Origin of the sequence: Myxococcus dinghuensis (assembly GCF_024198235.1) — a bacterium.
In the GTDB taxonomy this organism is placed as follows: Bacteria; Myxococcota; Myxococcia; order Myxococcales; family Myxococcaceae; genus Myxococcus; species Myxococcus dinghuensis.
Genome location: NZ_JAKCFB010000019.1, coordinates 157,691 through 178,732, shown reverse-complemented (window position 1 = coordinate 178,732; position 21,042 = coordinate 157,691). Strand labels below are relative to the sequence as shown.

18 protein-coding genes are annotated in these 21,042 nt (G+C 70.9%); 7 read left to right on the top strand and 11 right to left on the bottom strand.

What is annotated here, in order from left to right:
• From LZ198_RS24495 to acnA, 3 genes are all read left to right on the top strand, one after another.
• Positions 1-1,075: hypothetical protein (locus LZ198_RS24495; RefSeq protein WP_253974449.1), on the top strand; the 1,075-nt coding region annotated here is incomplete at its 5' end.
• A gap of 124 nt (positions 1,076-1,199) precedes the next feature.
• Positions 1,200-2,459: a phospholipase D-like domain-containing protein gene (locus tag LZ198_RS24490; protein WP_253974448.1), complete on the top strand. Its 1,260-nt coding sequence runs from the start codon at positions 1,200-1,202 to the stop codon at positions 2,457-2,459.
• Between the two features lie 196 nt (positions 2,460-2,655).
• Positions 2,656-5,388, top strand: a complete 2,733-nt coding sequence (gene acnA, locus LZ198_RS24485; protein ID WP_253974447.1) for an aconitate hydratase AcnA — start codon at positions 2,656-2,658, stop codon at positions 5,386-5,388.
• A gap of 93 nt (positions 5,389-5,481) precedes the next feature.
• Here acnA and LZ198_RS24480 read toward each other — a convergent pair whose 3' ends face one another.
• The 6 genes from LZ198_RS24480 to LZ198_RS24455 form a co-directional block, all read right to left on the bottom strand.
• On the bottom strand, positions 5,482-5,904 hold the full coding sequence (locus LZ198_RS24480) for a GTP pyrophosphokinase (protein ID WP_253974446.1): 423 nt from the start codon (positions 5,902-5,904) through the stop codon (positions 5,482-5,484).
• 82 nt (positions 5,905-5,986) lie between these two features.
• Positions 5,987-6,592 (bottom strand): hypothetical protein, encoded by a 606-nt coding sequence (locus LZ198_RS24475; RefSeq protein WP_253974445.1) that lies wholly within the window; start codon positions 6,590-6,592, stop codon positions 5,987-5,989.
• An 8-nt stretch (positions 6,593-6,600) separates the two neighbouring features.
• Positions 6,601-7,674, bottom strand: a complete 1,074-nt coding sequence (locus tag LZ198_RS24470) for a PilW family protein (RefSeq protein ID WP_253974444.1) — start codon at positions 7,672-7,674, stop codon at positions 6,601-6,603.
• On the bottom strand, positions 7,671-8,258 hold the full coding sequence (locus LZ198_RS24465) for a type IV pilus modification PilV family protein (protein ID WP_253974443.1): 588 nt from the start codon (positions 8,256-8,258) through the stop codon (positions 7,671-7,673). The genes LZ198_RS24470 and LZ198_RS24465 overlap by 4 nt, the downstream gene beginning before the upstream one ends.
• A complete protein-coding gene (locus tag LZ198_RS24460) occupies positions 8,255-12,487 on the bottom strand; it encodes a pilus assembly protein (RefSeq protein ID WP_253974442.1) in 4,233 nt (1,410 codons plus the stop codon). Before LZ198_RS24460 ends, LZ198_RS24465 begins: the two co-directional genes overlap by 4 nt.
• A gap of 211 nt (positions 12,488-12,698) precedes the next feature.
• Positions 12,699-13,076, bottom strand: coding sequence for a peptide chain release factor-like protein (locus tag LZ198_RS24455; RefSeq protein WP_253974441.1), 378 nt, complete (start codon positions 13,074-13,076; stop codon positions 12,699-12,701).
• 256 nt (positions 13,077-13,332) lie between these two features.
• Between LZ198_RS24455 and LZ198_RS24450 the strand changes: the two genes are divergently transcribed.
• The gene (locus tag LZ198_RS24450) at positions 13,333-13,881 is read left to right on the top strand and encodes a YceI family protein (RefSeq protein ID WP_253974440.1); all 549 of its coding nucleotides are present in this window, start codon (positions 13,333-13,335) and stop codon (positions 13,879-13,881) included.
• A gap of 161 nt (positions 13,882-14,042) precedes the next feature.
• On the top strand, positions 14,043-14,738 hold the full coding sequence (locus tag LZ198_RS24445; RefSeq protein WP_253974439.1) for a pirin family protein: 696 nt from the start codon (positions 14,043-14,045) through the stop codon (positions 14,736-14,738).
• Between the two features lie 93 nt (positions 14,739-14,831).
• Here LZ198_RS24445 and LZ198_RS24440 read toward each other — a convergent pair whose 3' ends face one another.
• Positions 14,832-15,536 (bottom strand): COG1470 family protein, encoded by a 705-nt coding sequence (locus tag LZ198_RS24440; protein ID WP_253974438.1) that lies wholly within the window; start codon positions 15,534-15,536, stop codon positions 14,832-14,834.
• Between the two features lie 276 nt (positions 15,537-15,812).
• Here LZ198_RS24440 and LZ198_RS24435 point away from each other — a divergent pair, with 276 nt between their 5' ends.
• Positions 15,813-17,042, top strand: a complete 1,230-nt coding sequence (locus tag LZ198_RS24435; protein WP_253974437.1) for a vWA domain-containing protein — start codon at positions 15,813-15,815, stop codon at positions 17,040-17,042.
• 63 nt (positions 17,043-17,105) lie between these two features.
• On the opposite strand, the gene LZ198_RS24430 is transcribed toward LZ198_RS24435, so the two are convergent.
• From LZ198_RS24430 to LZ198_RS24415, 4 genes are all read right to left on the bottom strand, one after another.
• On the bottom strand, positions 17,106-18,761 hold the full coding sequence (locus tag LZ198_RS24430) for a hypothetical protein (protein WP_253974436.1): 1,656 nt from the start codon (positions 18,759-18,761) through the stop codon (positions 17,106-17,108).
• Complete coding sequence (locus LZ198_RS24425; RefSeq protein WP_253974435.1) at positions 18,758-19,576, bottom strand: ABC transporter ATP-binding protein; 819 nt, start codon at positions 19,574-19,576, stop codon at positions 18,758-18,760. Before LZ198_RS24425 ends, LZ198_RS24430 begins: the two co-directional genes overlap by 4 nt.
• Positions 19,577-19,643: 67 nt before the next feature.
• A complete protein-coding gene (locus LZ198_RS24420; protein WP_253974434.1) occupies positions 19,644-20,021 on the bottom strand; it encodes a response regulator in 378 nt (125 codons plus the stop codon).
• Positions 20,022-20,188: 167 nt separating this feature from the next.
• A complete protein-coding gene (locus tag LZ198_RS24415) occupies positions 20,189-20,422 on the bottom strand; it encodes a hypothetical protein (RefSeq protein ID WP_253974433.1) in 234 nt (77 codons plus the stop codon).
• Positions 20,423-20,733: 311 nt separating this feature from the next.
• Here LZ198_RS24415 and LZ198_RS24410 point away from each other — a divergent pair, with 311 nt between their 5' ends.
• The gene (locus LZ198_RS24410) at positions 20,734-21,012 is read left to right on the top strand and encodes a hypothetical protein (protein WP_253974432.1); all 279 of its coding nucleotides are present in this window, start codon (positions 20,734-20,736) and stop codon (positions 21,010-21,012) included.
• Positions 21,013-21,042: the final 30 nt, after the last annotated feature.

The following is a 21,042-nucleotide window of genomic DNA, read 5'->3' as shown; positions in this document are numbered from 1 at the left end:
CCCCGCCGCCCAGGAGCCCGCCGCCATCGAGCGCGCGTCGTCCGCTCCGCCCGCCCGTCGTCCCGCCGCGGGCTCCAGCGCCCCGGCGCGCGCGCGGCCCGCGGCCGGCGGCAACGCCAGCAGCGCCCTGTCCGCCGCCGAGCGCGCCCGCATCCGCCGCGAGTCCCCCGGCATGGTGGCCAGCGCCAAGCTGTTCTGGGCGGACGCCAGCAACGCCGTCCGCAGCGGCATCATCGGCGGCGGTGTCGCCCTGGCGCTGTCCCTCTTCGGCCTCCTGTACTGGCTGGTGCTCAACGACCCGGACGCCAACCGCCCCGTGGGCGAGGAGCCCTCCGTCCTGAGCCAGCAGCCCATCCGCGACTCGTTCGGCCTGGGGCAGGACGTGACGTGGAGCCGGCCGGACATGAAGATCTTCGAGTGGGAGTACACCGCGGCCACCCGCGCGGTGGTCATCCTCCACTACCAGGCCCAGTACATCTCCAAGGACGAGGTGGTGGTCAGCGTCAACGGCGTGGACGTGGGCAAGGTGCCCCCGGACACGCTGGCCAGCCAGGACCGCTCGCTGGAGCTGATGATTCCGTCGCAGCAGCTCAAGAAGGGCGTGCCCAACCGCATCGTCTTCGACAACGCCAAGAACCCCCCGGGCGAGGACACCTGGAAGATCTGGAACGTGTGGGTGGAGCGCGCGCTGCTGCCGGACCTGCTGCCCGAGGAGCTGCTGCGCCAGGCCAACGAGTCCTACAAGCGTGGCCGCAAGAACCACGACACGCCGGACATCGGCGCGCGCAACCGCTACGAGGCGTGGAAGTCCTTCCGCGAGGCGTGGCTGATGCTGGAGGCCCACCCCGAGCCCAAGCCGGACCTCTACTACGAGGCCCAGGAGCGCATGAAGGCGGCGCAGCAGGAGCTGGACCGCACCTGCGCCAAGCTGCTGCTGGAGGTCGAGGGCTACTACAACCAGGGCAACTACAAGGGCGCCTCCGCCACCCTGGACCACGTGAAGCAGTACTTCCCGGAGTTCGACCAGCCCTGCGCCACGCGCGCGGAGAACAAGCGCTCCGAATACGGGTTGTAGCCTCCTCCTCCGCAATCCCGGGGGCTTGCACCGTCCGGTGACGGACGGTGTGCCCGCCCGTGCGGCCAGCCGGGCGGCGCCTCGGGTTGCCGGCTCGCGGGGGCGTCCTCACCGTTGGGACGCCATGCGCGACCTGGAGCTGTCGAGCGAGAGGGTGGCCGTATCCAGCGAGGAACCCCCCCGGCCGGAGTGTGCGCCAGGGCTCCTCCCGAGCCAGGCCCGCGTCTGGAGTCCGGGCGTCTCCGGGCTGCTCCTGGCCCGGTACTACCTGCCGCGCGGCCACGCCCTGACGCGGGGCAACGCGTGCCAGTTGCTGCGCGACGGCGTGGAGGCGTATCCGGCCATGCTGGACGCCATCCGCCGCGCCCGGCGCTACATCCGGCTGGAGACGTACATGTTCCTCACCGACGCGGTGGGGACGCTGTTCGGCGAGGCGCTCGCCGAGGCGGCCGAGCGCGGCGTCCACGTGAAGGTGCTCTACGACGCGGTGGGCTCCTGGACGAGCCGGCGCGCGTACTTCGACGCGCTGCGGGGGCGCGGCGTGGACGTGCGCCCCTTCAAGCCCTTCAACCTGTCGCGCGGCTGGCGCCACCTGCTGCGGCGCGACCACCGGAAGATCCTCGTCGTCGACGGCGAGGTGGCCTTCACCGGCGGGGTGAACATCGCCGCGCACTGGGCGCCGGAGGGCGGCGCGTGGCGGGACGACGTGCTGCGCATCGAGGGCCCCGCCGTGCTCGCCCTGGAGCGGCGCTTCGGGGCCACGTGGCGGATGATGTTCCAGGACCGCATCCACCGCTGGGCCACCGGCCTGCGCCGGGAGGCCCGCCGCCTGACGCCCATCCGGCGGGGGGCGGTGGGCCTGGCGGTGCTCTCCAGCCGCCGTGGCATCCACCGGGCCTACCTCCACGCCATCCACCGCGCCCGGCGCAGCGTGCTCATCGCCGCCGCGTACTTCGTCCCGGACCGGCGCATGGTGGCCGCCCTGCGCGACGCGGCCCGGCGCGGCGTGGAGGTCCGCCTGCTGCTCAACGCCCGCAGCGACCACCCCCTCCTGGAGTTCGGCACCCGGGCCTTCTACGAGAAGCTGCTCGAGGCCGGGGTGCGCATCTTCGAATGGCAGCGGGGCGTGCTCCACGCGAAGACGGCCGTCGTCGACGGCGCCTGGGGCACCATCGGCTCGTTCAACCTGGAGCGCCTCAGCCTCGCCTTCAACCACGAGGTGAACGCGGTCTTCGCCGACCCCCGGTTGGGGCGGCAGTTGGAGGACTCCTTCCTGACGGACTGCGGTGACTGCCGGGAGGTGAGCCTGGCGCAGTTCCGCCGCCGCCCCTTCTGGCACCGGTGGGTGGAGCGGCTCCTGTACGCCTGTCGCAAATGGCTTTGAGACAGCACGTATCGCCTGGGTGACATGGGGCCGTCACCGGCTGGATTCCCCCAGCCGGACGCATGGTTGCGATGAGCGGCGCTGGACCCTTGCTGGCTCAACCGTCCAGCCCCGGATGGCGGTGCAGGAACCCTTTGCAACGCGTCAAAGGCGAGCCTAGAAGTCCCCACATCCTGCGCATGGAAGGGCACCGCACATGACCGACAGTTTCGGCACGAAGTCCAAGCTCCAGGTGGGCTCGGCCACCTATGACTTCTTCAGCCTGAGCAAGCTCGCCAAGGCTCACCCCTCGGTGGGGCGCCTCCCCTTCTCCTTGAAGGTGCTGCTCGAGAACCTGCTGCGGAACGAGGACGGCCGGGTCGTCAAGCGCGAGCACGTGGAGAAGATGCTGGCCTGGGACCCGAAGGCCACCCCGGACGTCGAGATTTCGTTCCACCCGGCCCGCGTGCTGCTCCAGGACTTCACGGGCGTGCCCGCGGTGGTGGACCTGGCCGCGATGCGCGAGGCGCTGGCCGCCATGGGCGGTGACGCGGCGAAGATCAACCCGCGCAACCCGGCCGACCTGGTCATCGACCACTCAGTGCAGATCGACTCCTTCGCCACCACCGCGGCCTTCAAGGAGAACGCGGAGCTGGAGTTCGAGCGCAACCGCGAGCGCTATGCCTTCCTGCGCTGGGGCCAGAGCGCGTTCAAGGGCTTCGGCGTCGTGCCGCCGGACATCGGCATCTGCCACCAGGTCAACCTGGAGTACCTGGCGCAGGTGACGTTCCGCCAGGGTACCTCCGTCTACCCGGACACGCTGGTGGGCACCGACAGCCACACCACGATGATCAACGGCCTGGGCGTGGTGGGCTGGGGCGTGGGCGGCATCGAGGCGGAGGCCGCGCTGCTCGGCCAGCCGATCACCATGCTGATTCCCCAGGTCGTGGGCTTCAAGCTCACCGGCCAGCTCCCCGCCGGCGCCACCGCGACGGACCTGGTGCTCACCGTCACGCAGATGCTCCGGAAGAAGGGCGTCGTCGGCAAGTTCGTGGAGTTCTACGGCAGCGGCCTCAAGGGCCTGTCCCTGCCGGACCGTGCCACCATCGCCAACATGGCGCCCGAGTACGGCGCGACCATCGGCTTCTTCCCCGTCGACGAGGAGAGCCTCAACTACCTGCGCTTCACCGGCCGCCCGGACGAGGCGGTGGCCCTCACGGAGGCGTACGCCAAGGAGCAGGGCCTGTGGCGCAAGGATGGCGCCGAGGACCCCCTCTTCAGCGACACGCTGGAGCTGGACCTGGCCACGGTGGTGCCCAGCCTCGCGGGCCCCAAGCGCCCGCAGGACCGCGTCCCGCTGAAGGACATGAAGTCCGGCTACGAGAAGTCGCTGGTGGAGATGCTGGCGGCCGGCAAGAGCAAGGGCGAGGACGACGAGGGCGGCGGCAAGGCCAAGGCCCCGGCGGCCGAGGTGCCCCCGGAGCGGCTGGCCCAGACGGTGACGGTGAAGAACGGCCGGGAGAGCTACCAGCTCGGCCACGGCGCGGTCGTCATCGCGTCCATCACCTCCTGCACCAACACCTCCAACCCGGCGGTGCTGGTGGGCGCGGGCATCCTGGCGAAGAAGGCCGTGGAGCGCGGCCTCAACCCCAAGCCGTGGGTGAAGACGAGCCTGGCCCCCGGCAGCCGCGTCGTCTCCGAGTACCTGCGTGACGCGGGCCTGCTGCCCTACCTGGAGGCCGTGGGCTTCCACATCGTGGGCTACGGCTGCACCACCTGCATCGGCAACTCCGGTCCGCTGACGGAGCCCGTGGCCAACGCCGTCGTCGAGGGCGACCTCGTCGTCGCGGCGGTGCTGTCCGGCAACCGCAACTTCGAGGGCCGCATCAACCCGCACGTGCGCATGAACTACCTGGCCAGCCCGCCGCTGGTGGTGGCCTACGCGCTGGCCGGCGAGGTGGGGCTGGACCTGGACACGCAGCCGCTGGGCACCGACCCGAACGGCCGCCCCGTGTTCCTCAAGGACATCTGGCCCACCAACGAGGAGATCAAGGAGGTCATCCGCTCCTCCGTGAAGCCGGAGCAGTTCCGCCGCCAGTACGCCAACGCCATGGAGGGCGACGCGCTCTGGCAGCAGCTGCCCGTGGGCAAGGGCTCCACGTTCCAGTGGGACGCCAAGTCCACCTACGTGCGCAAGCCGCCCTTCTTCGAGAACCTGCCGAAGGAGCCCAAGGCCACGAAGGACATCCAGGGCGCGCAGGTGCTGGCGCTGCTGGGTGACTCCGTGACGACGGACCACATCTCGCCCGCGGGCAACATCGCCAAGACGAGCCCGGCCGCCAAGTACCTCATGGCGGAGGGCGTGGAGCCCAAGGACTTCAACTCCTACGGCGCGCGCCGCGGCAACCACGAGGTGATGGTGCGCGGCACCTTCGCCAACATCCGCCTGAAGAACCTGCTGGTGCCGGGCGTGGAGGGTGGCGTCACCGTCCACATCCCCACGCGCGAGCGGATGAGCATCTACGACGCGTCCATGAAGTACCAGGCGGACGGCACGCCGCTGGTGGTGCTGGCCGGCGCCGAGTACGGCACGGGCTCCAGCCGCGACTGGGCGGCGAAGGGCACGCAGCTGCTGGGCGTCAAGGCGGTCATCGCCAAGAGCTTCGAGCGCATCCACCGCTCCAACCTGGTGGGCATGGGCGTGCTGCCGCTGCAGTTCGAGGCGGGCCAGGACGCGCAGTCGCTGGGCCTCACCGGCCACGAGAAGTTCGACATCACCGGCATCGCGCAGGACCTGGCGCCGATGAAGAAGCTCACCGTGAAGGCCACGGGCGAGAACGGCACCAAGGAGTTCACGGCGGTGTGCCGCATCGACACGCCCAACGAGCTCGACTACTACCGCCACGGCGGCATCCTGCAGTTCGTGCTGCGCCAGCTCGCGAAGGCGTAGCCCCGGAAGAGAGGCGCGCTCCCGCTTTCCTCGGCGGGGGCGCGCGCACCGCGGCCCGGAGCGTCCCGTGTGTCGCTCCGGGCCGTCGTGTCTTCAGGGTTCGCGCAGGCGCGTCCAGGCCGCGCGGTAGCGGGCCAGCCGCTCCGTGTCCCTGGCCGTCACCGCCACCAGCCGGCGCACGTCCATGTTGTCCTCCAGGTCCGCCAGCTTCACCCGGCGCGCCAGCGCGTCCGGGCGCAGCCGCTCGATGAAGGCCTCGTACGTCTCGTCCTTGCGCCGGGTGAGGTTGTCGAGCGCGCGCAGCACCGGCTCCGCGTAGCCGGCCTCGCGCAGCTTCTCCAGCGTCCAGGGCGTGTCCTCCACCACGTCGTGCAGCACGGCGACGGTGCGCTCCTCCTCCGTCTCCAGCCGCAGCATCAGCCGCAGCGGGTGCAGCACGTAGGGTTGGCCCGCCTTGTCGCGCTGCCCGCGGTGGGCCTGCACCGCCAGGGCGATGGCGTCTTCGAGCGTGGGCATTCCGGGGTCCTCCTCGTCGAGCGAGCCCCCGGAGGACGCCGGCCCGCGCGCCGGGGCGCGGGACGTGTGTCCCGAGGGGCTCTCAGTTGCAGTTGGCCGAGCCGTCGCCCGAGGTGCCCTGGGCGCAGTTGCGGTCGCCGCCCCCGTTGTAGCTGAGCAGCCCCTCCAGCGCGAGCGTGGTGGGGTCCTGGCTGCCGTCCGAGCGGCGCGGGCGCAGCGTCTGGGAGATGCACACCGCGCCCACCACCGTCACCTGGTCGTTGTCGCGACGCCAGTTGGGGGCCAGGGGCAGGAACTCGTCCTCGTTGTCGCGGATGTAGAGGAAGACATCCAGCTTCCCGTCTCCGTCCACGTCCGCGAAGAGCTCCGGCCGCGCCGCCTGGAGCGCGGGGGAGGTGGGGTCGGCGGGGGTGGGGTTGAAGGAGGAGCGCACCGGGTCATAGGTGCCGGGCGTGGACAGGTACGTGTTCCAGTTCGCGTAGTTGCGGCCGTAGAAGCTGCGCGCCAGTTGCAGGCCGCTCTCCGCGCAGCTCTGGCGCTGGCTGGCGCGGCCGGCGGCCACGGCGCGCACGCGCTCGCCGCCCGCGTACATCATCAGGCTGCCCACGAGCGTCAGCAGGATGGTGACGAGCAGCACGACGACGAGCAGCGTGGCGCCTCGGGGGTGACGGAGGGGAGGGGTGCGCATCGCGGGACTCACAGGCTGGCGGCCGCCAGGTTCGGCAGCTCCACGCGGCGGGTGTAGAGGCTGCGGTAGAGCCCGTCCGCGGTGGTGCGGGTGGGCACGTGGTTCTCCGCGGTGACGGGCTTGTCGTCGGACAGCACGGTGGCGCTGCGCGAGTCGCGCCGGGGCGTGCGGCCGGTGGCCACCACGGTGATGCGCACCGTGCGCAGGCCCGTCTGGAAGGTGGACCCCAGGCCGTGCTGCCAGGTGTACGCGGCCGGGTTCTCCGTCCCGGACGTGTCGAAGCCGAAGGCCACCTGGAAGTCCTCCACGTTCTCCTGCACCACCTGGGCGGGCGTGGTCGTCACGTCGGAGAAGGGGCGGCTCAACGTGTCGGCGAGGAGCCGGCCCTCCGCGCGCATCAGCGACGGGCGCCCCGTCCTCGGGTGCGGCCCGATGAAGAAGTGCACCAGCCGCACCGGATACACCAGGTCCCCGGTCTGGAAGCCGCCCTTCTCCGGGGCGTTGGAGTAGCCGCTCGTCGACGCCTCGTCGTACGACACCTGCCCGGGGGCGGTGGGGCCCGCCGGCGTGAGGACGACGTTGCTGAGCAGCGCGCCGGTCGTCATGTTGCTGGCCATGTGCAGCCCGCCCGCCCTCAGGCCCTGCGTGCAGTTGACCTGGAGCGCGCCCGTGCCGGGGCTCACCACGGACGCGGCGGCGCCCTGCGCGACGCACGGCTCTCCCAGGTAGTTGCGGTCCGGCAGCACCAGCCACAGGTCGTCCGAACCGTCGGCGGTGGCGACGTTGCCGGCGGTGCCCGTGCCGGTGGTGCCGTCGCGCCCGAACACCGTGTTGATGCGCACGGGCGTGCCGCCCAGGCGGACCCAGAGGCCCCCGGGCGCGCCCGCGCCGGCCTGGCGCACGGCGTTCATCAGCGCCTCGCCCGCCATCCGCGAGGCGTCGTGGCTGTCGGCCGAGTGCTCCGTGTTGTGGATGAACCGGCTGCCCGCCAGCATCAGCGTGGCGGCGGCGGCGATGATGACGGAGGTGATGGCCAGGGCGATCATCGTCTCCAGCAGCGTCATGCCTCGGGGCGTGCTCATTGGACGAACACCTCGCTGTGGGACTGGGCGCGGGCCGCGTTGTCGCCCTTGCGGACGACGCGCATCCAGACCGTCATCGGCCGGGCGCCCGCGGGGAGGAGCGCGCTGGCGGCCGTGGGCACGTCGCGGGGCAGCCCCACGGTGACCAGCACCTCGCGGCAATACGTGCCCTCCGGCAGCGTCGGGGCGTTGCACGCGGTGCCGGCGGAGATGCCGGTGAGGGGCTCCACCTGGCCGGACGCGGACAGCTTGAAGTAGGCCCCGGAGCCGATGTCCCCGCCCACCGCGGGGCTGGGGTCCACGCGCCAGGGCGCGGTGCCCGGCGCCAGGTCCGTGGGGAAGGTGTTGGGGCGGACCACGGCCTCGGCCAGGAGCGGGGCCTTGCCGGCCAGCCACAGCCGCTGCGTGCTCGCCTCGAGCAGCAGGCGCTTGACCTGGAGCAACTGGCCGTCGTGCACGTCGCGCGAGGCGAACACCATGCCGGCCACCGCGCCGGCGGCGGCCAGCGCGAGGATGACCATGGACACGAGCACCTCGACCAGCGTGGCGCCGCGAGGGAGACGGCTCCGCGGGGGCGCGTTCATTCGAAGAACCTCTGGCTCCAGTTGAGCAGCCGGAAGAGCAGGCCGCCCTGGCCGTTGACCCGCAGGGTGTCGTCCGGGCTGGAGGGGCCCTTGCCCGACGTGTTCTCGATGCGGGTGTTGGTGATGCGGCTCACCTCCAGGCCCACCACGTAGTCGGTGGACGCGCCCCCGTTGTCGCGGTGGTACACGGCCACGCCGCCGTAGTTGGCCAGCGCCAGGCCGGGCAGGGGCGTGGCCGCGCTGCCCGCCGACGTGGCGGTGTTGCCCAGGTCCAGCGCGTAGGTGGCGCCCGCGGTGAGGCCGTCGAGCGCCATCAGGTCGTTGACGGGGCCGTTGGCGGTGCTGAAGTACGCGGTGCGCCCCGCGACGCTGATGGTGCCGTACAGGTGCCGGGGCGCGGCGAACGTCAGCGGGAAGGGCGTGGGCTCCTGGAGGACGCCCTGGTCCTCGGCCAGCGTGTTCGCCGCGGAGGCGGTGATGGGCGAGCCGTTGAGCTTCGTGCCGTCCACGCCCAGGGGCAGGCGCCGCTGGCGCTCGAGCAGCGCCAGGTGGAGCTGGCCCGGTGACGTGGCGGGCACCCAGTTGGCGCCGCCGGTGCCCACCATGGCCACCAGCTCGCCCGCGTAGTCCTTGAGCGCGGTGCCGGTGGTGATGGTCTGCGGCAGGCGCGCCAGCGCCACGTTGGTGGTGATGGGTTGGGGCTGGGTGGCGGTGGAGCCGGTGTCGAGCGCCGCGTACTTGCACGGCGAGGTCGGTGAGCACGCGGGGCCGAGCTTCACCACGTTGACGTTCTGTCCCGTGGCGCCGTCCAGCTCCCACAGCCGGCCCTCCATGTCGCCCACGTACACCCGCGCGGCGCCGCCGGTGTCCGTCAGCACGGTGGGCGCGGTGGGCGTGGTGTTGTCCACCCAGGCCTGGGTATAGGCCTGCTGCCACTGCCACAGCTTCTGGCCGGTGGCCACGTCGAGCGCGAAGACCTGGATGCCCTTGGCGGGCGTGCCGGTGGCGCCGGAGCTGCTGGAGGCGACGAAGACGGTGTACGTGGGCTCCAGGCCCTGTCGCACGATGCCCACGGACAGGCCGCGCGTGCCGCCCAGGTCCTTGTAGTCGTAGAGGCCGGTCGCGTCGCGCCCCGGGTCCGTCGCGGGCGCCATGACGAAGTGGGCGTCCGCCTCGCGCCACTTCGCGGCCCACTGCGTGCCGCCGGTGCTCCGGTTCGCCAGCGCCACGGGGGCGTGCGGCGGGAAGGTGCCCGTCTGGGCGTGGCTCCCCACCAGGTGCCACAGCAGCACCGGGCGCAGCGGGTTCGTGACGTCCAGGGCGAACAGGTCCCGCCCCGTCTGCCCCACGTTGGCGAGCAGCACGGTGTGCCACTCACGCTTGCCGCTGCCCACGAAGTCCGCGAACACGTCCAGCACCACCGGCGCGCTGTTGACGCGGGCGTTGTTGCTGCGCAGCCACGGCAGCTGCGTGGCGGGCAGGAAGCTCCACAGCTCCGTGCCGGCCGCCGGCGTGGTGCTGTTGCGGAAGCGCGCCGCCCAGTCCGTGACGAAGGCGGACTCGGCGCTGGTGTTGGGGTAGGCCAGCGTCTCCGCCGGGCCGTCGTACCGCGCGCCGCCCGACACGTAGAAGGCGTGCAACTGGCCATCCAGGCCCGCCGCGTAGGCGACCGTGGGACGGGGCGCGCCGCGGTCGGGGATGTAGGGGCTGGCCTTCACCACCGCGGGCGACGAGTGCACGAAGCCGCCCAGGTGCGCGCGGTTGTCCGCGTCCGGGTTGTTGCACTGGTTGTCGGCGGGCGTGAGGACGGGCGTGCCGCTGCCGTCGGCGCCGGTGGACGTGGCGAAGCAGAAGCCGCGCACGCGCTGGAGCATCTGCGCCACCGCGTTGAAGTCCGCCGCGAGCGCCGCCTTGTTCACGGCCTGCATGCTCACCCCGAAGTCCGTGCCCGCCAGCTGCGTGGAGAACTGGACCGCCTGCTGCAGGTCGCACACGCCGTCGCCCGCGGCGGTGGTGACGAAGTCGAAGCGGTTGGTGCCGTCGGGGTCGGTGACCTTGCCCAGCTTCAGCACGTCCACGCAGCCGGAGTTGGGCCCGCCGCCGTAGCTGTTGTTGATGGCGGTGCCGGCCACGTTCTGCGGCTTCCAGCCCACCTGGAGCACGTTGCGCGGCGCGCTCAGCCCGGCCCCGAGCGAAGGGTTCTCCTTCACCTCGCCGCCGAAGTACGTGAAGACGTTGCGCTCGCCCGGGGCGGGCAGGGCCGCGTCCGCGTCCCAGAGCGTGGCCGCGTCCAGCGCGCTCTCGCCGGTGCCCAGCGAGGAGCCGCCGATGAGCGAGTGCGCGCGCAGGTGGCCGGGGAAGTAGGGGAACACCCACTGCGAGCCCTGGGTGGGCACGTAGGTGTCCACGCCGGGCGGGTAGCCGGACACGGCGTCGTAGGTGGCCGCGAGCACCAGGGCGCGCGAGCCGTTGGCGTCGCTGCCGTTGGTGTCGTCGAAGGCCACCGGCGCGGAGATGGCGCGCTCGCTGCCCACGGGCTCCGAGCCCAGGTTGAGCAGCGTGTTGAGCACGATGCGCGTGCCGGGGACGCTCGACTTGAAGTCATGGCCCGCGAGGTAGACGATGGTCGCCTTCTTCGGGTCGTTGTCCTTCTGGTTGAAGGTGAAGAAGTCGTGGCCACGGCGGGCGTTCTTCGCCACGTCGGTCGTGTTGTCGAAGCGCTCCCCGCTGGCGTAGCCGAACCAGCTCACCGCCAGCCGTCGCACGCCCGTCTTGTAGGTGGCGCGGTAGTTCTCCGTGTGGCCGACGGTGTTGTTGAAGCGGAAGTCACCCATCTGGGAGAAGGGGTCTCCCGGGTTGGGGTACAGGACGCACTGGCCGCGGTTGGACGTGGACTGGGCCAGGTAGTCCGGGTCGGTGCAGTTGCGCCCGTCCCAGGTGCTGCCGCCGCTGAGCGAGTTCTTGGTGAAGTTGCCATCGCCCTGGAAGCGCGAGGTGAGCACCGGGGTGTTGTTGGGCCGGACCGTCGTCTCGTACGACCAGATGCTCGCGCACTCGGCGAACAGGCCGTTGCCGCGCTGGTTGGTGAAGTACTCCACGTTGTTCAGCACGTTCTCGCGCTGGGTCGTGGAGCCGTCGCCGTTGGGCACGTACTCCCTGCGGGAGATGTTGCCGATCTCCCAGTGCGGCGCCCAGAACACCTTGTAGCGGGGCTTGCCCGTGGAGGCGTCCACCGCGTTGAGCAGGCCCTTGGGGAACGTGGCGGTGGAGACGAGGTCCGCGTTGGCGTGGAGCGCGTCGTAGATGAGGCCGGGCTTCTTGTTGTTGAGCGTGCAGCCGGACGTGGTGCCCTCCGGGCAGCCGCCCGCGCCCGCGAAGTCGAGGCCCGCGTTGTCCAGGTAGGCGTCGAGCATTCCGCCCTTCACCAGCGGGTCGCCGTCGCTGTTGAAGCCGTCGGACAGGTCGAGCAGGGCGATCTTCGGCGGGGTGCTGTTGATGCGGCGGGCGATGGGGGCGGTGAACTCGATGGTCGACTGGTGCATGCGCACGTAGTGGCAGCCGCTGCCGTTCCTGAACGTGGTGCAGGTGCACGAGGTGCGGAACTTCTCCGGGGACAGGTCGCCCGAGCCGGAGCGGATGAAGTCGATGGCGCGCTTGGCGTCCGCCGCGTCGATGATGAACGCGCCACCCATGTAGCGCACCGTGGAGAAGCGCGGGTTGGTGACGGTGTTGGTCAGCGTGGTGGAGGTGAAGTACGGGCGCGCCACCGTGGAGGTCGTGGAGAAGTTCTCGATGGTCCCGTAGGGATAGACGCCCGTCGTGGGGAACGCCGTGCCGAAGTTGACCGGGACGACCGGCTGCTCCGCGGTGTTGGTGATGGTGAAGTCACACCCGTCGTTCCACTTCGTGTCGGTCGTGGGCGCCGGCGGCGTGTGCCGGTTGGTGGGCACGCACCGGTTGGGGGACTCCTTCACGTCGTTGATGGCCAGGTACACCGTCACCGGCCGGTCGGCGTTCATCCCGCCGGGTTGGTTCGCCTGGAGCAGTCGCCACACCAATCCATAGGCGGAGAGCGAGCCACATCCCTGCTGGAACGTCGCCTGCTCCGGGATGATGAGTGAGCCGCGACTGAAGGTGACGAGGTCCGTCGCCGAGGCGGGGAGTGCGGCCAGCAGCGCCACCGCGAGCAAGGTGCGACGAATCGAAGAAGAGGGCGGCCGAGGAGTCATGAAGGGCTCCGGCTGGAGGGGGGGCGGAGAACGGGTCAGCGCGACCGCTCTCTGCACGCCATGTGCCCTTCACGCCGAGGCCGGAATCCCAGGCTCCAACGCGGAATCCCCCGCTCTCTCCGGATGACTCCCAGGCGAGGTGCCACGCAAACTTTGCAAGTCCGCAAGGGCTTGCGTAGCGGCGGCGCTCCTCAGCCGCGCGAGGCGCGACTCACCAGTCTCCCTTGCCGCCGCGCTGGGACTTCTTCTCCGACGTGCGGCGCTTGCCCTCGAGGCGTCGGCGCTTGGAGCCGGCGGTGGGGCGGGTGGCCCGGCGTACCTTGGGAACGAACGTCAGCACGCGCAGCCCCTCGCGGAGTCGCTCCAGCGCGGCGCCCTTGTTCTGCACCTGGCTGCGGCGCTCGGTGGCGGTGACGGACAGCTCCGTCGCGGCGTGCGTGAGCCGTACACCGCTGGCGGTGGTGTTGCGGTGCTGCCCGCCAGGACCGGAGGCGATGAAGTAGTCCACCTCGCACGTCTTGAGCAGGGCCTCGTCGTCGAGCGCGAGCGCGTCCAGGGCGGCTTGTCGGCGTGTGGGGGAGATGGTCATGGCGTTTCTCAAGGTAGCCCCCGACGACACCGGAACGCACCGTCTGACCGCTCCGTGCCGCCACCCACGCGCCTCCCCGCCAGTCCCCCCGCGCCCCCCGCGCTCCAGAGCCTCTCCAGATGAGTGGGTGAGACTCTCATTTTGAAATGATATCGGGCGGTGCGAAGGGGTATTTCGAGTGAATTCAATGGCTTGGGTTGTGGCCCGGCGGTTGCTCTATGGGTGGCCAGACGCGGTAACCACAGGAGAGACGAACATGAGCCTCAAGACCTGGAACCTGGACACGACGCACTCGACGGTGGGCTTCATGGTCCGCCACATGGTGGTGGCGAAGGTGCACGGCCGGTTCACGAAGTTCGAGGGCAAGGTGGTGGTGAACGGAGACGACCTCGCGCAGGGTTCGGTGGAGGTGAAGATCGAGGCGGGAAGCATCGACACGGGCGTGGAGCAGCGTGACAACCACCTGCGCTCGCCGGACTTCTTCGACGTGGCGGCCTTCCCCAAGCTCATCTTCCGCAGCAAGCGCGTGCAGGACGAGGGCAAGGGGCGCTACCGCGTGGTGGGCGACCTGACGGTCCGCGACGTGACGCGCGAGGTGGTGCTGGAGGCGGAGCTGCTCGGGAAGCTGAAGGACCCGTGGGGCAACGACCGCCTGGCCTTCCAGGCGAGCACGCACATCGACCGCAAGGAGTTCGGGCTCACGTGGAACCAGGCGCTGGAGGCCGGTGGGCTGCTCGTGGGTGACCGCGTGGATATCTCCATCGATGTCCAGGCGGTGGCCGCCGCCGCGGAGAAGGCGGCGTGAGGAAGCTGGCGCCCTCAGGCCCGCTCAGTCGCAGGTCCGTGACGGGCGGGCTGGTCGTCGGCGCCACGGGGCTCGCCACCGGCGGGCTCCTGGCTCGCCCCGCAACGCGGGGCGGGGATGATGCATCTGAGTTGCAAATCGGAAGGAAAGGGAGGCAGGCGATGATCTACGTTCGGAATGCAGCGGAAAGAGGCCATGCCAACCACGGTTGGTTGGACACCCATCACACGTTCTCGTTCGCGGACTACTACGACCCGGACTTCATGGGGTTCCGCACGCTGCGCGTCATCAACGAGGACACCGTGGCGCCCAACCGGGGCTTCGGGATGCACCCGCACCGGGACATGGAAATCATCACCTACGTGCTGGGCGGCAAGGTGGAGCACCGCGACAGCATGGGCACCCAGGCGGTCATCAAGCCGGGTGATGTGCAGCGCATGAGCGCGGGGACGGGCGTGGTGCACAGCGAGATGAACAACTTCAGCGAGCCGCTGCACATGCTGCAGATCTGGATCCTGCCGAACAAGCAGGGGCTGCAGCCGGGCTACGAGCAGAAGGCGTTCGCGGAGCAGGAGCGGCAGGGCCGCTTCCGGGTGGTGGCGTCGCCGGACGGGCGGGACGGTTCGCTGACGGTGCACCAGGACCTGCTGCTGCACGGCACGCTGCTGGGCAAGGGCGAGTCCGCGGAGCATGTGCTCGCGCCGGGGCGGCACGCATGGGTGCAGGTGGCGAGGGGCTCCGGCACGCTGAACGGGGTGCCGGTGAAGGCGGGTGACGGCGTGGCGGTCTCCGCCGAGGACAAGGTGGTCCTCACCGCGGAGACGCCGGTGGAGGCGCTGCTGTTCGACATGGCGTGAGCGCGCGCTGACGCGCCTCGCGACGCGAAGAGGGCCGGAGGTGGAGCCACGTGGCTCCGCTCCCGGCCCTCGCGCGTTCCAGGCGCTGTCGCGTCAGCGCACGTTGACGGTGAGCCCCGTCGTGGCCGTCCGCCCGTCCTCGGTCGTGGCGATGACGCGGACGGCGGCGGGCAGGCGCGTGGCGCTCCGGTCGGTGTTGATGAGGAACTGCCGGGTGGTCCGGTCCGCGAGCATCGTCACGGGCTCCGCGGTGATGCGCTTGGTGGGCGACTCGATGGAGAACGTCAGCGGTCCGGCGAAGCCCTCCGCGCGCGTCACCGTGACGACGGTGGCGCCCTCGCCGCCGGCGTAGACGTCGACCTGGCGCGGCTCCACGGAGATGGAGAAGTCCGGCTGCGCGGTGGGCGGGTCGTGGACGACGGCGAAGAGGGTGTACCCGGAGGCGTACTCCTTGCCGGTGTCCCGGGCGAGCAGCAGCAGGTCCTCCATGCCCCGGAACGGGACGTTCGCGTCCGCCGAGAGCGTCACCGGCACCGTCACGCTGTCCTGTCCCGAGGGCAGCACGACCTCCGGTGTCAGCGTGACGCCCTCCGGGGCGTTCTCCAGCGAGAGGGTGACCTGACCAGGGACCTCTCCCACGCGCGCGACGGTGATGTCGAACGTGGAGGACTCGCCCGGCAGCAGGGTGATGGTGTCCGGCGTGGTGACCTCGACCCGGTAGTACGGCGAGTCGCTGCAGCCAGCGGCCGCGAGCAGGCAGCCGAGGAGGAAGAGGCTTCGGCGGAGGGCGTGGGTCATGTTCGGAATCTCCTGGAGGGGCTCAGCATGGGTCCACCTCGACGACCCGGGCAAGACGCCGCGGGTGTGGGCGTACGGGGTGGAACACCCGGGGGTTCGGCCGGTGCCCCGTGGGTGGGGTAGGGGGACGGAATGCCCGACCAACACCCACCTCGGGCGCTCATTCCAGGAGGCCAGGTGAGGCCTTAGACCTTTTCGCCACCGGGTTCGTTCATCCGAACGAGCGCGCGCCACCCCTTCCTCAGTCCTCGCAGCACCCTCTTCCCGGAGAACGTCATGGACCTCTCGTCCCTGTCGCGGGCCGTCGTGTCGGCCGCGCTCGCCACCACCCTGTGCTCGGCTCCCGCGTTGGCGGAGTCGCCCGCCCCCGTCGCGGCGACCGCCCCCGCCGCGCGGAGCCTGCCCGCGGCCCAGAAGAAGCCCGCGCCCACGCAGGACGGCCAGGCGCAGGCGGCCCGCCCTGAAATCGAGGTGGTCTTCGTGCTCGACACCACGGGCTCGATGGGGGGCCTGCTCGCGGGGGCGAAGCAGAAGATCTTCTCCATCGCCTCGCGCATCGCCCAGGGGCGACCCACGCCGCACCTGAAGGTGGGGCTGGTGGCCTACCGGGACGTGGGCGACGACTACGTGACCAGGCGCTTCGACCTGACCGACGACCTGGACACCGTGTTCGCGAACCTGCGCCGCTTCGAGGCCGGCGGTGGTGGTGACACCCCCGAGCACGTGGGGCGGGGCCTGGGAGAGGCCGTGTCCAAGCTGTCGTGGAGCAAGGACCGCGCGGTGATGAAGGCCATCTTCCTGGTGGGCGACGCGCCCCCGGCCGAGCGCAACGACGACTGGAACTTCAAGCACTGGGCGCGCCGGGCGCGCGAGCAGCACATCGTGGTGAACACGGTGCGCTGCGGCGGGGACGACGAGACGGCGAAGGCGTGGCAGTTCGTGGCCAAGCTCACGGACGGCACCTTCGACACCATCGACCAGCGAGGAGGCATGGTGGCGGTGGCCACGCCCTACGACGCGGAGCTGGCGAAGGTGAACGCGGCGCTGGCGTCTCGCACGCTGTACGCCGGCCGCGCGGAGGCCCAGGCGGAGAACCGCGCCCGGGCGGATGCCGTGGCCAGCCTGGCGCCCGAGGCCGCCGCCGAGCGCATCAGCTACATGAAGAAGACGCGGGGCAGCACCGCCGGCGCCGGCGCGGCCGCCCCCAGCAGCGCGCCCAAGGCCGTGGGCGGCGCGGTGGACCTGCTCGAGTCTCCCAGCGCGCTCGCCGGGGTCCGTGACGACGAGCTGCCCACCGAACTCCAGGGCCTGAGCAAGGAGGCGCGCGTGGAGAAGGTGAAGCAACTGTCGGACGAGAAGAAGGCGCTGGAGGCCAAGGCCGCGAAGCTCGCCGGCGAGCGTGAGGCGTGGCTGTCGAAGAACGGCACGGAGAAGGAGGACGCCTTCGACGCCAACGTGATGAAGGGCGTCAAGGCCCAGGCCCTCAAGCACGGCGTGACGTACTGAGCCCCTCCGCTTTCGCACCGGGCCGCGGTCCCAGTCGTCGAGGGGCCGCGGCCTTCACGCGTGCTACTCGCGCGTCACCGCCTTGAGCACCACTTCCTTGCGCTGCTCCAACAGCCGCAGCGCCAGGGGCAGCACGAGCCGGTAGAGGACGAGGTTGAGGACCGCGGCCCCACCGATGAGCGCGGCCGTCGTCCACGTGGGCCCCTCCTTCCCGGCCAGCCGCAGCGCCCAGCCGAAGGGCATGCAGCCCGCGCTCGCCGCGAGGATTCCCAGCATCGACGCCGTCAGCGGCACCTTGTCCCGCCGCTTGAGGCTCGCGTGGAACTTCACCGGGAAGTAGAGCGACAGGAAGTTGCCCGCCGCCAGGAGCATGGGCACCACGCCCAGCACGGAGGCCAGGGCGCACGCCACGTCCACCGCGGTCCCGAAGCCGAAGTACACCCGGTAGAAGAGGGCCACCAGCACCGCCATGCCGACGGCGCCGAGCGCCTGCACCTGGTTCTTCGCGCGCAGCACGTCCCCCAGGTCGAGCGGCGCCGCCAGGAACGCGGCGAAGCCCTGGCCGTCATAGGCGAACGTGTTCTGGGAGAACGTCGACGCGATGACCACCGCGCCGTAGATGCACAGGCCGCCCATCAGCCACGCGTCCGCGGACCGGCCCAGCAGGAACACGAAGAGGTCCCGGCCGGACAGCAGCTTCAGGAGGATGGCCAGGATGAACGGCACGGACGCGAGCAGCCTCGCGCGCGGGTTGCGCCACAGGTCCAGCGCCTCGCGCGTCACCAGGGTGGCGAAGCGCGTGCGCGTGCGGGCGAACGGGTTGCGGTCCCCGGAGTCCTTCATCTGCGGGCCGGCCCGGCCCGCCTGCCGGTGGAAGCGCATGAGCAGCGCGTAGGCCACCGCCATGCCCATGGCCGCGAAGAACCCCAGCCCCACCGCCTCCGCCATGGCCACGCGCGGGCGGAACCACGCCAACTGCCCCAGGCCGTCACCGAAGAAGCCCGGCGGCACGCGCCCCAGGGCCACCGCGGCGTTGATGATGAGCGTCATGTCCAGCGCGTCCACGCCCGCCTCGCCCACCGCCGTCAGCCACGAGGTGTCGATGGGCGGGATGAACGACGCGGCGACGAGGAACAGCACGAGCCCTCCGCCCATGATTTCGGCGCTGTGCTTCTCCCGGAGCACGTTGATGACCGCATAGAGCGCCACCCGGCTCCACGCCGCGCACAGGAGGGCGAACATCACGTACAGCACCACGGCGATCCACGGCGACCACAGCGGATTGACGGAGGCGAACCCCAGCGCGGCGCCGGTGAGCGGCGCGTAGAACACGAGCGCGCGAGGCTCGAAGAGGCTGGCCACCGTGGATGCGATGAGCAGCCGGAACGGGGAGATGGGGAAGGCCGCGTAGCGGCTCAGCTCGGAGTGGTCGTCCACGCCCGCCGACAACAGCGGCCACGTCACCCAGACGGAGAAGGTGACGAAGCACAGCAGGTTGAGGATGAAGTACGGCCACACGTCGCTGCGCGCGATGGGGCCGATTCGCATCAGCGAGTAGAAGAACAGGCCGAAGAGGGCGCCCGGCGCGCTCGACGCGAGGAACGCGCCCACCGCGAGCAGGCGGCTCTTGCCCGGGCCCCGGTTCAGGCCGATGTCGAAGCGCAGCCCCCACAGCAGCCACAGGTGGCGGAAGAAGCCCGGCACGGCGGGGCGGTTCATGCCGACTCCCGCAGCGGGACGACCGGCGCGGGCGCCTCCCCGTAGAAGGACAGGCGCGCGTTGCGCGAGGCCGGCACGGCGATGAGCTTCTCGAACACCGACTCCAGCGAAGGCCGGTCGTAGCGCTCCAGCAGCGACGACACCGTCCCCTGGTCCAGCATCCGCCCACCCTGGATGATGCCCGCGTGCGTGGCCAGCCGCTCGGCGATCTCCAGCACGTGCGTGGTGAGCAGCAGCGTCACCCCGCGCCGGCTCAGCTCCCGCAGGAGCTCGCGGATGACGCCCGCCGCCAGCACGTCGATGCCCTCGAAGGGCTCGTCCAGCAGCACCAGCTCCGGCGCGTGGATCAACGCCGCGGCGATGGCCAGCCGCCGCCGCATGCCCTTGGAGTACTCCGCCACGAGCGCGCCGGCCTTGTAGGTGAGCTCCGTCAGCTCCAGCAGCTCCGTGGTGCGCGCCGCCGCTTCGTCGCCGTCCAGCCCGTACATGCGCGCGCAGAAGGTGAGGTACTGGCGCCCGGTGAGCCGCTCGAAGAGGCTCAGCTCCTCCGGCACCACGCCCACGCGCCGCTTCACCTCCATGGGGCGCGCCACCGCGTCCACGCCCAGCATGCGGATGGAGCCCGCGTCCGGGCCGTACACGCCCGTCAGCAGCGCGATGCTGGTGGACTTGCCGGCGCCGTTGGGGCCCAGGTACGCGTAGAACGCGCCCCGGGGGATTCGCAGGTCCAGCCCGTTGAGGGCGGTGAAGCCACCGAAGCGCTTGACGAGCCCGCGTGCGTCGACGGCCAGTTCATCGGAAGGGGAGGGCGTCATGAAGGGGCGCCATCTCACCCGAGCCGGACTTCCGGGACAATCCTCACTCCGTCGGATGGTGGGACGCTCAGTGGACGAGCGCCATCTCCGGCGGGCCGACGATCTGCTGCACCGTCAGCCGCACCTTGTCCAGGTCCACCGGCTTGGAGATGTAGCCGGCGGCGCCCACCAGCTCCGCCTCCCACTCGAAGCCGTAGCCGGAGATGATGATGATGGGCAGGCCCCGCGCGCGCGGAATCCGCTTGAGCGCGTCCAGCAGGCCCCAGCCGCTCATGATGGGCATGCGCAGGTCCAGCAGCACCGCGGCGGGCATGTCGCCTTCCAGGTGGTCCAGCGCCTCGCGGCCGTTGGCGGCCTGCACGGTGCGGTAGCCCATCTCCTCGAGGGCATCGCAGATGAGCGTGCGGTGACTCGCGTCGTCATCGACGACCAGGATGTGGGACATGGCAGGGCCTCTGAAGGGGAGCTGCGGCGTCTCGGACCGCGGAATTCTATGGGCCGGAAGATGGGAACGGCTGCGCCATTGCGGAAGGGGGCGCGCCACTTTTCAACAGCCAACCTCCCCGTCGATACGGCCGGGGCGGCCGAGCGCGGGCGCCTGGGCGGAGCGGCTCAGGACGGCTTCTTCTCCGCCTCCGGCTCGTTCTCCTTGTCCGCGCGCCGCAGGTACGTGTTGTGCGGATAGCCCTGCCGCGACAGTCGCTGGGACTCGATGGCGTCCGCGACCTTCGTGCACACCTGGCCGAGCAGGCGCAGCGACTCCGCGAGGAGCTTCTCCGCGTGGTCCTGCGCGTCGGCGGTGGCGATGGTGGTCCGCTCTCGGCGGAACAGCCCTGGCAACTTCATCCTGATCAATCTAGGGGACGCCATTGGCGGACGCCACCACCCAGCCCCGCGCCCGCCCCGTCCCCGGAGCACCCACCTCGCCCCTGTCCCCCGGGGTCGCCCGGGCCTCCCCGGCCCCCGTTAACGCGGTTGACCGACTGGCAAATTTACATTTTTGAGCATTCACGCCGGACCCACCCGTCCCACGCGCCGAGAGAGCCTCTCAACTCACTGGAATCACTGGAGATTGACGAATTTTCAAGAGGGGGGATGACATGAAGTTAATTCGTCCCTACATTGAGCGTGTTCGATTTGCTGCAGAGGAGCTGCGCATGGCTTACGACGGCGAGCTGGTGAAGATGGAGAACGGTCGCTGGGCGCGGTTCCAGCGGTGCCAGGTGTACCGCCCGGGCGTCGCGGATGCCGGCGAGACGATGCTGCTCATCGCGGTGGAGCTGGAGGAGCGTTACCAGCGCCTCCTCGACGACGCGGCGGGCTCCCTGGCCCAGTACCGCTTCCAGGGCGTGCCCGTGCAGGTCCGGCTGGATCCGGAGACGCAGGGCATCACCCTGCAGCCCGAGGCCGCTCCGAGCGTCCCCGCGTTGCACTGAGTCAAGCACTCCGCGTGAACGTCGCGGAGC

Coding starts and splice junctions, on each gene's coding strand:
- LZ198_RS24490 (WP_253974448.1), top strand. CDS start 1,200: ATGCGCGACCTGGAGCTGTCGAGCGAGAGGGTGGCCGTATCCAGCGAG.
- acnA (WP_253974447.1), top strand. CDS start 2,656: ATGACCGACAGTTTCGGCACGAAGTCCAAGCTCCAGGTGGGCTCGGCC.
- LZ198_RS24480 (WP_253974446.1), bottom strand. CDS start 5,904: ATGCCCACGCTCGAAGACGCCATCGCCCTGGCGGTGCAGGCCCACCGC.
- LZ198_RS24475 (WP_253974445.1), bottom strand. CDS start 6,592: ATGCGCACCCCTCCCCTCCGTCACCCCCGAGGCGCCACGCTGCTCGTC.
- LZ198_RS24470 (WP_253974444.1), bottom strand. CDS start 7,674: ATGAGCACGCCCCGAGGCATGACGCTGCTGGAGACGATGATCGCCCTG.
- LZ198_RS24465 (WP_253974443.1), bottom strand. CDS start 8,258: ATGAACGCGCCCCCGCGGAGCCGTCTCCCTCGCGGCGCCACGCTGGTC.
- LZ198_RS24460 (WP_253974442.1), bottom strand. CDS start 12,487: ATGACTCCTCGGCCGCCCTCTTCTTCGATTCGTCGCACCTTGCTCGCG.
- LZ198_RS24455 (WP_253974441.1), bottom strand. CDS start 13,076: ATGACCATCTCCCCCACACGCCGACAAGCCGCCCTGGACGCGCTCGCG.
- LZ198_RS24450 (WP_253974440.1), top strand. CDS start 13,333: ATGAGCCTCAAGACCTGGAACCTGGACACGACGCACTCGACGGTGGGC.
- LZ198_RS24445 (WP_253974439.1), top strand. CDS start 14,043: ATGATCTACGTTCGGAATGCAGCGGAAAGAGGCCATGCCAACCACGGT.
- LZ198_RS24440 (WP_253974438.1), bottom strand. CDS start 15,536: ATGACCCACGCCCTCCGCCGAAGCCTCTTCCTCCTCGGCTGCCTGCTC.
- LZ198_RS24435 (WP_253974437.1), top strand. CDS start 15,813: ATGGACCTCTCGTCCCTGTCGCGGGCCGTCGTGTCGGCCGCGCTCGCC.
- LZ198_RS24430 (WP_253974436.1), bottom strand. CDS start 18,761: ATGAACCGCCCCGCCGTGCCGGGCTTCTTCCGCCACCTGTGGCTGCTG.
- LZ198_RS24425 (WP_253974435.1), bottom strand. CDS start 19,576: ATGACGCCCTCCCCTTCCGATGAACTGGCCGTCGACGCACGCGGGCTC.
- LZ198_RS24420 (WP_253974434.1), bottom strand. CDS start 20,021: ATGTCCCACATCCTGGTCGTCGATGACGACGCGAGTCACCGCACGCTC.
- LZ198_RS24415 (WP_253974433.1), bottom strand. CDS start 20,422: ATGAAGTTGCCAGGGCTGTTCCGCCGAGAGCGGACCACCATCGCCACC.
- LZ198_RS24410 (WP_253974432.1), top strand. CDS start 20,734: ATGGCTTACGACGGCGAGCTGGTGAAGATGGAGAACGGTCGCTGGGCG.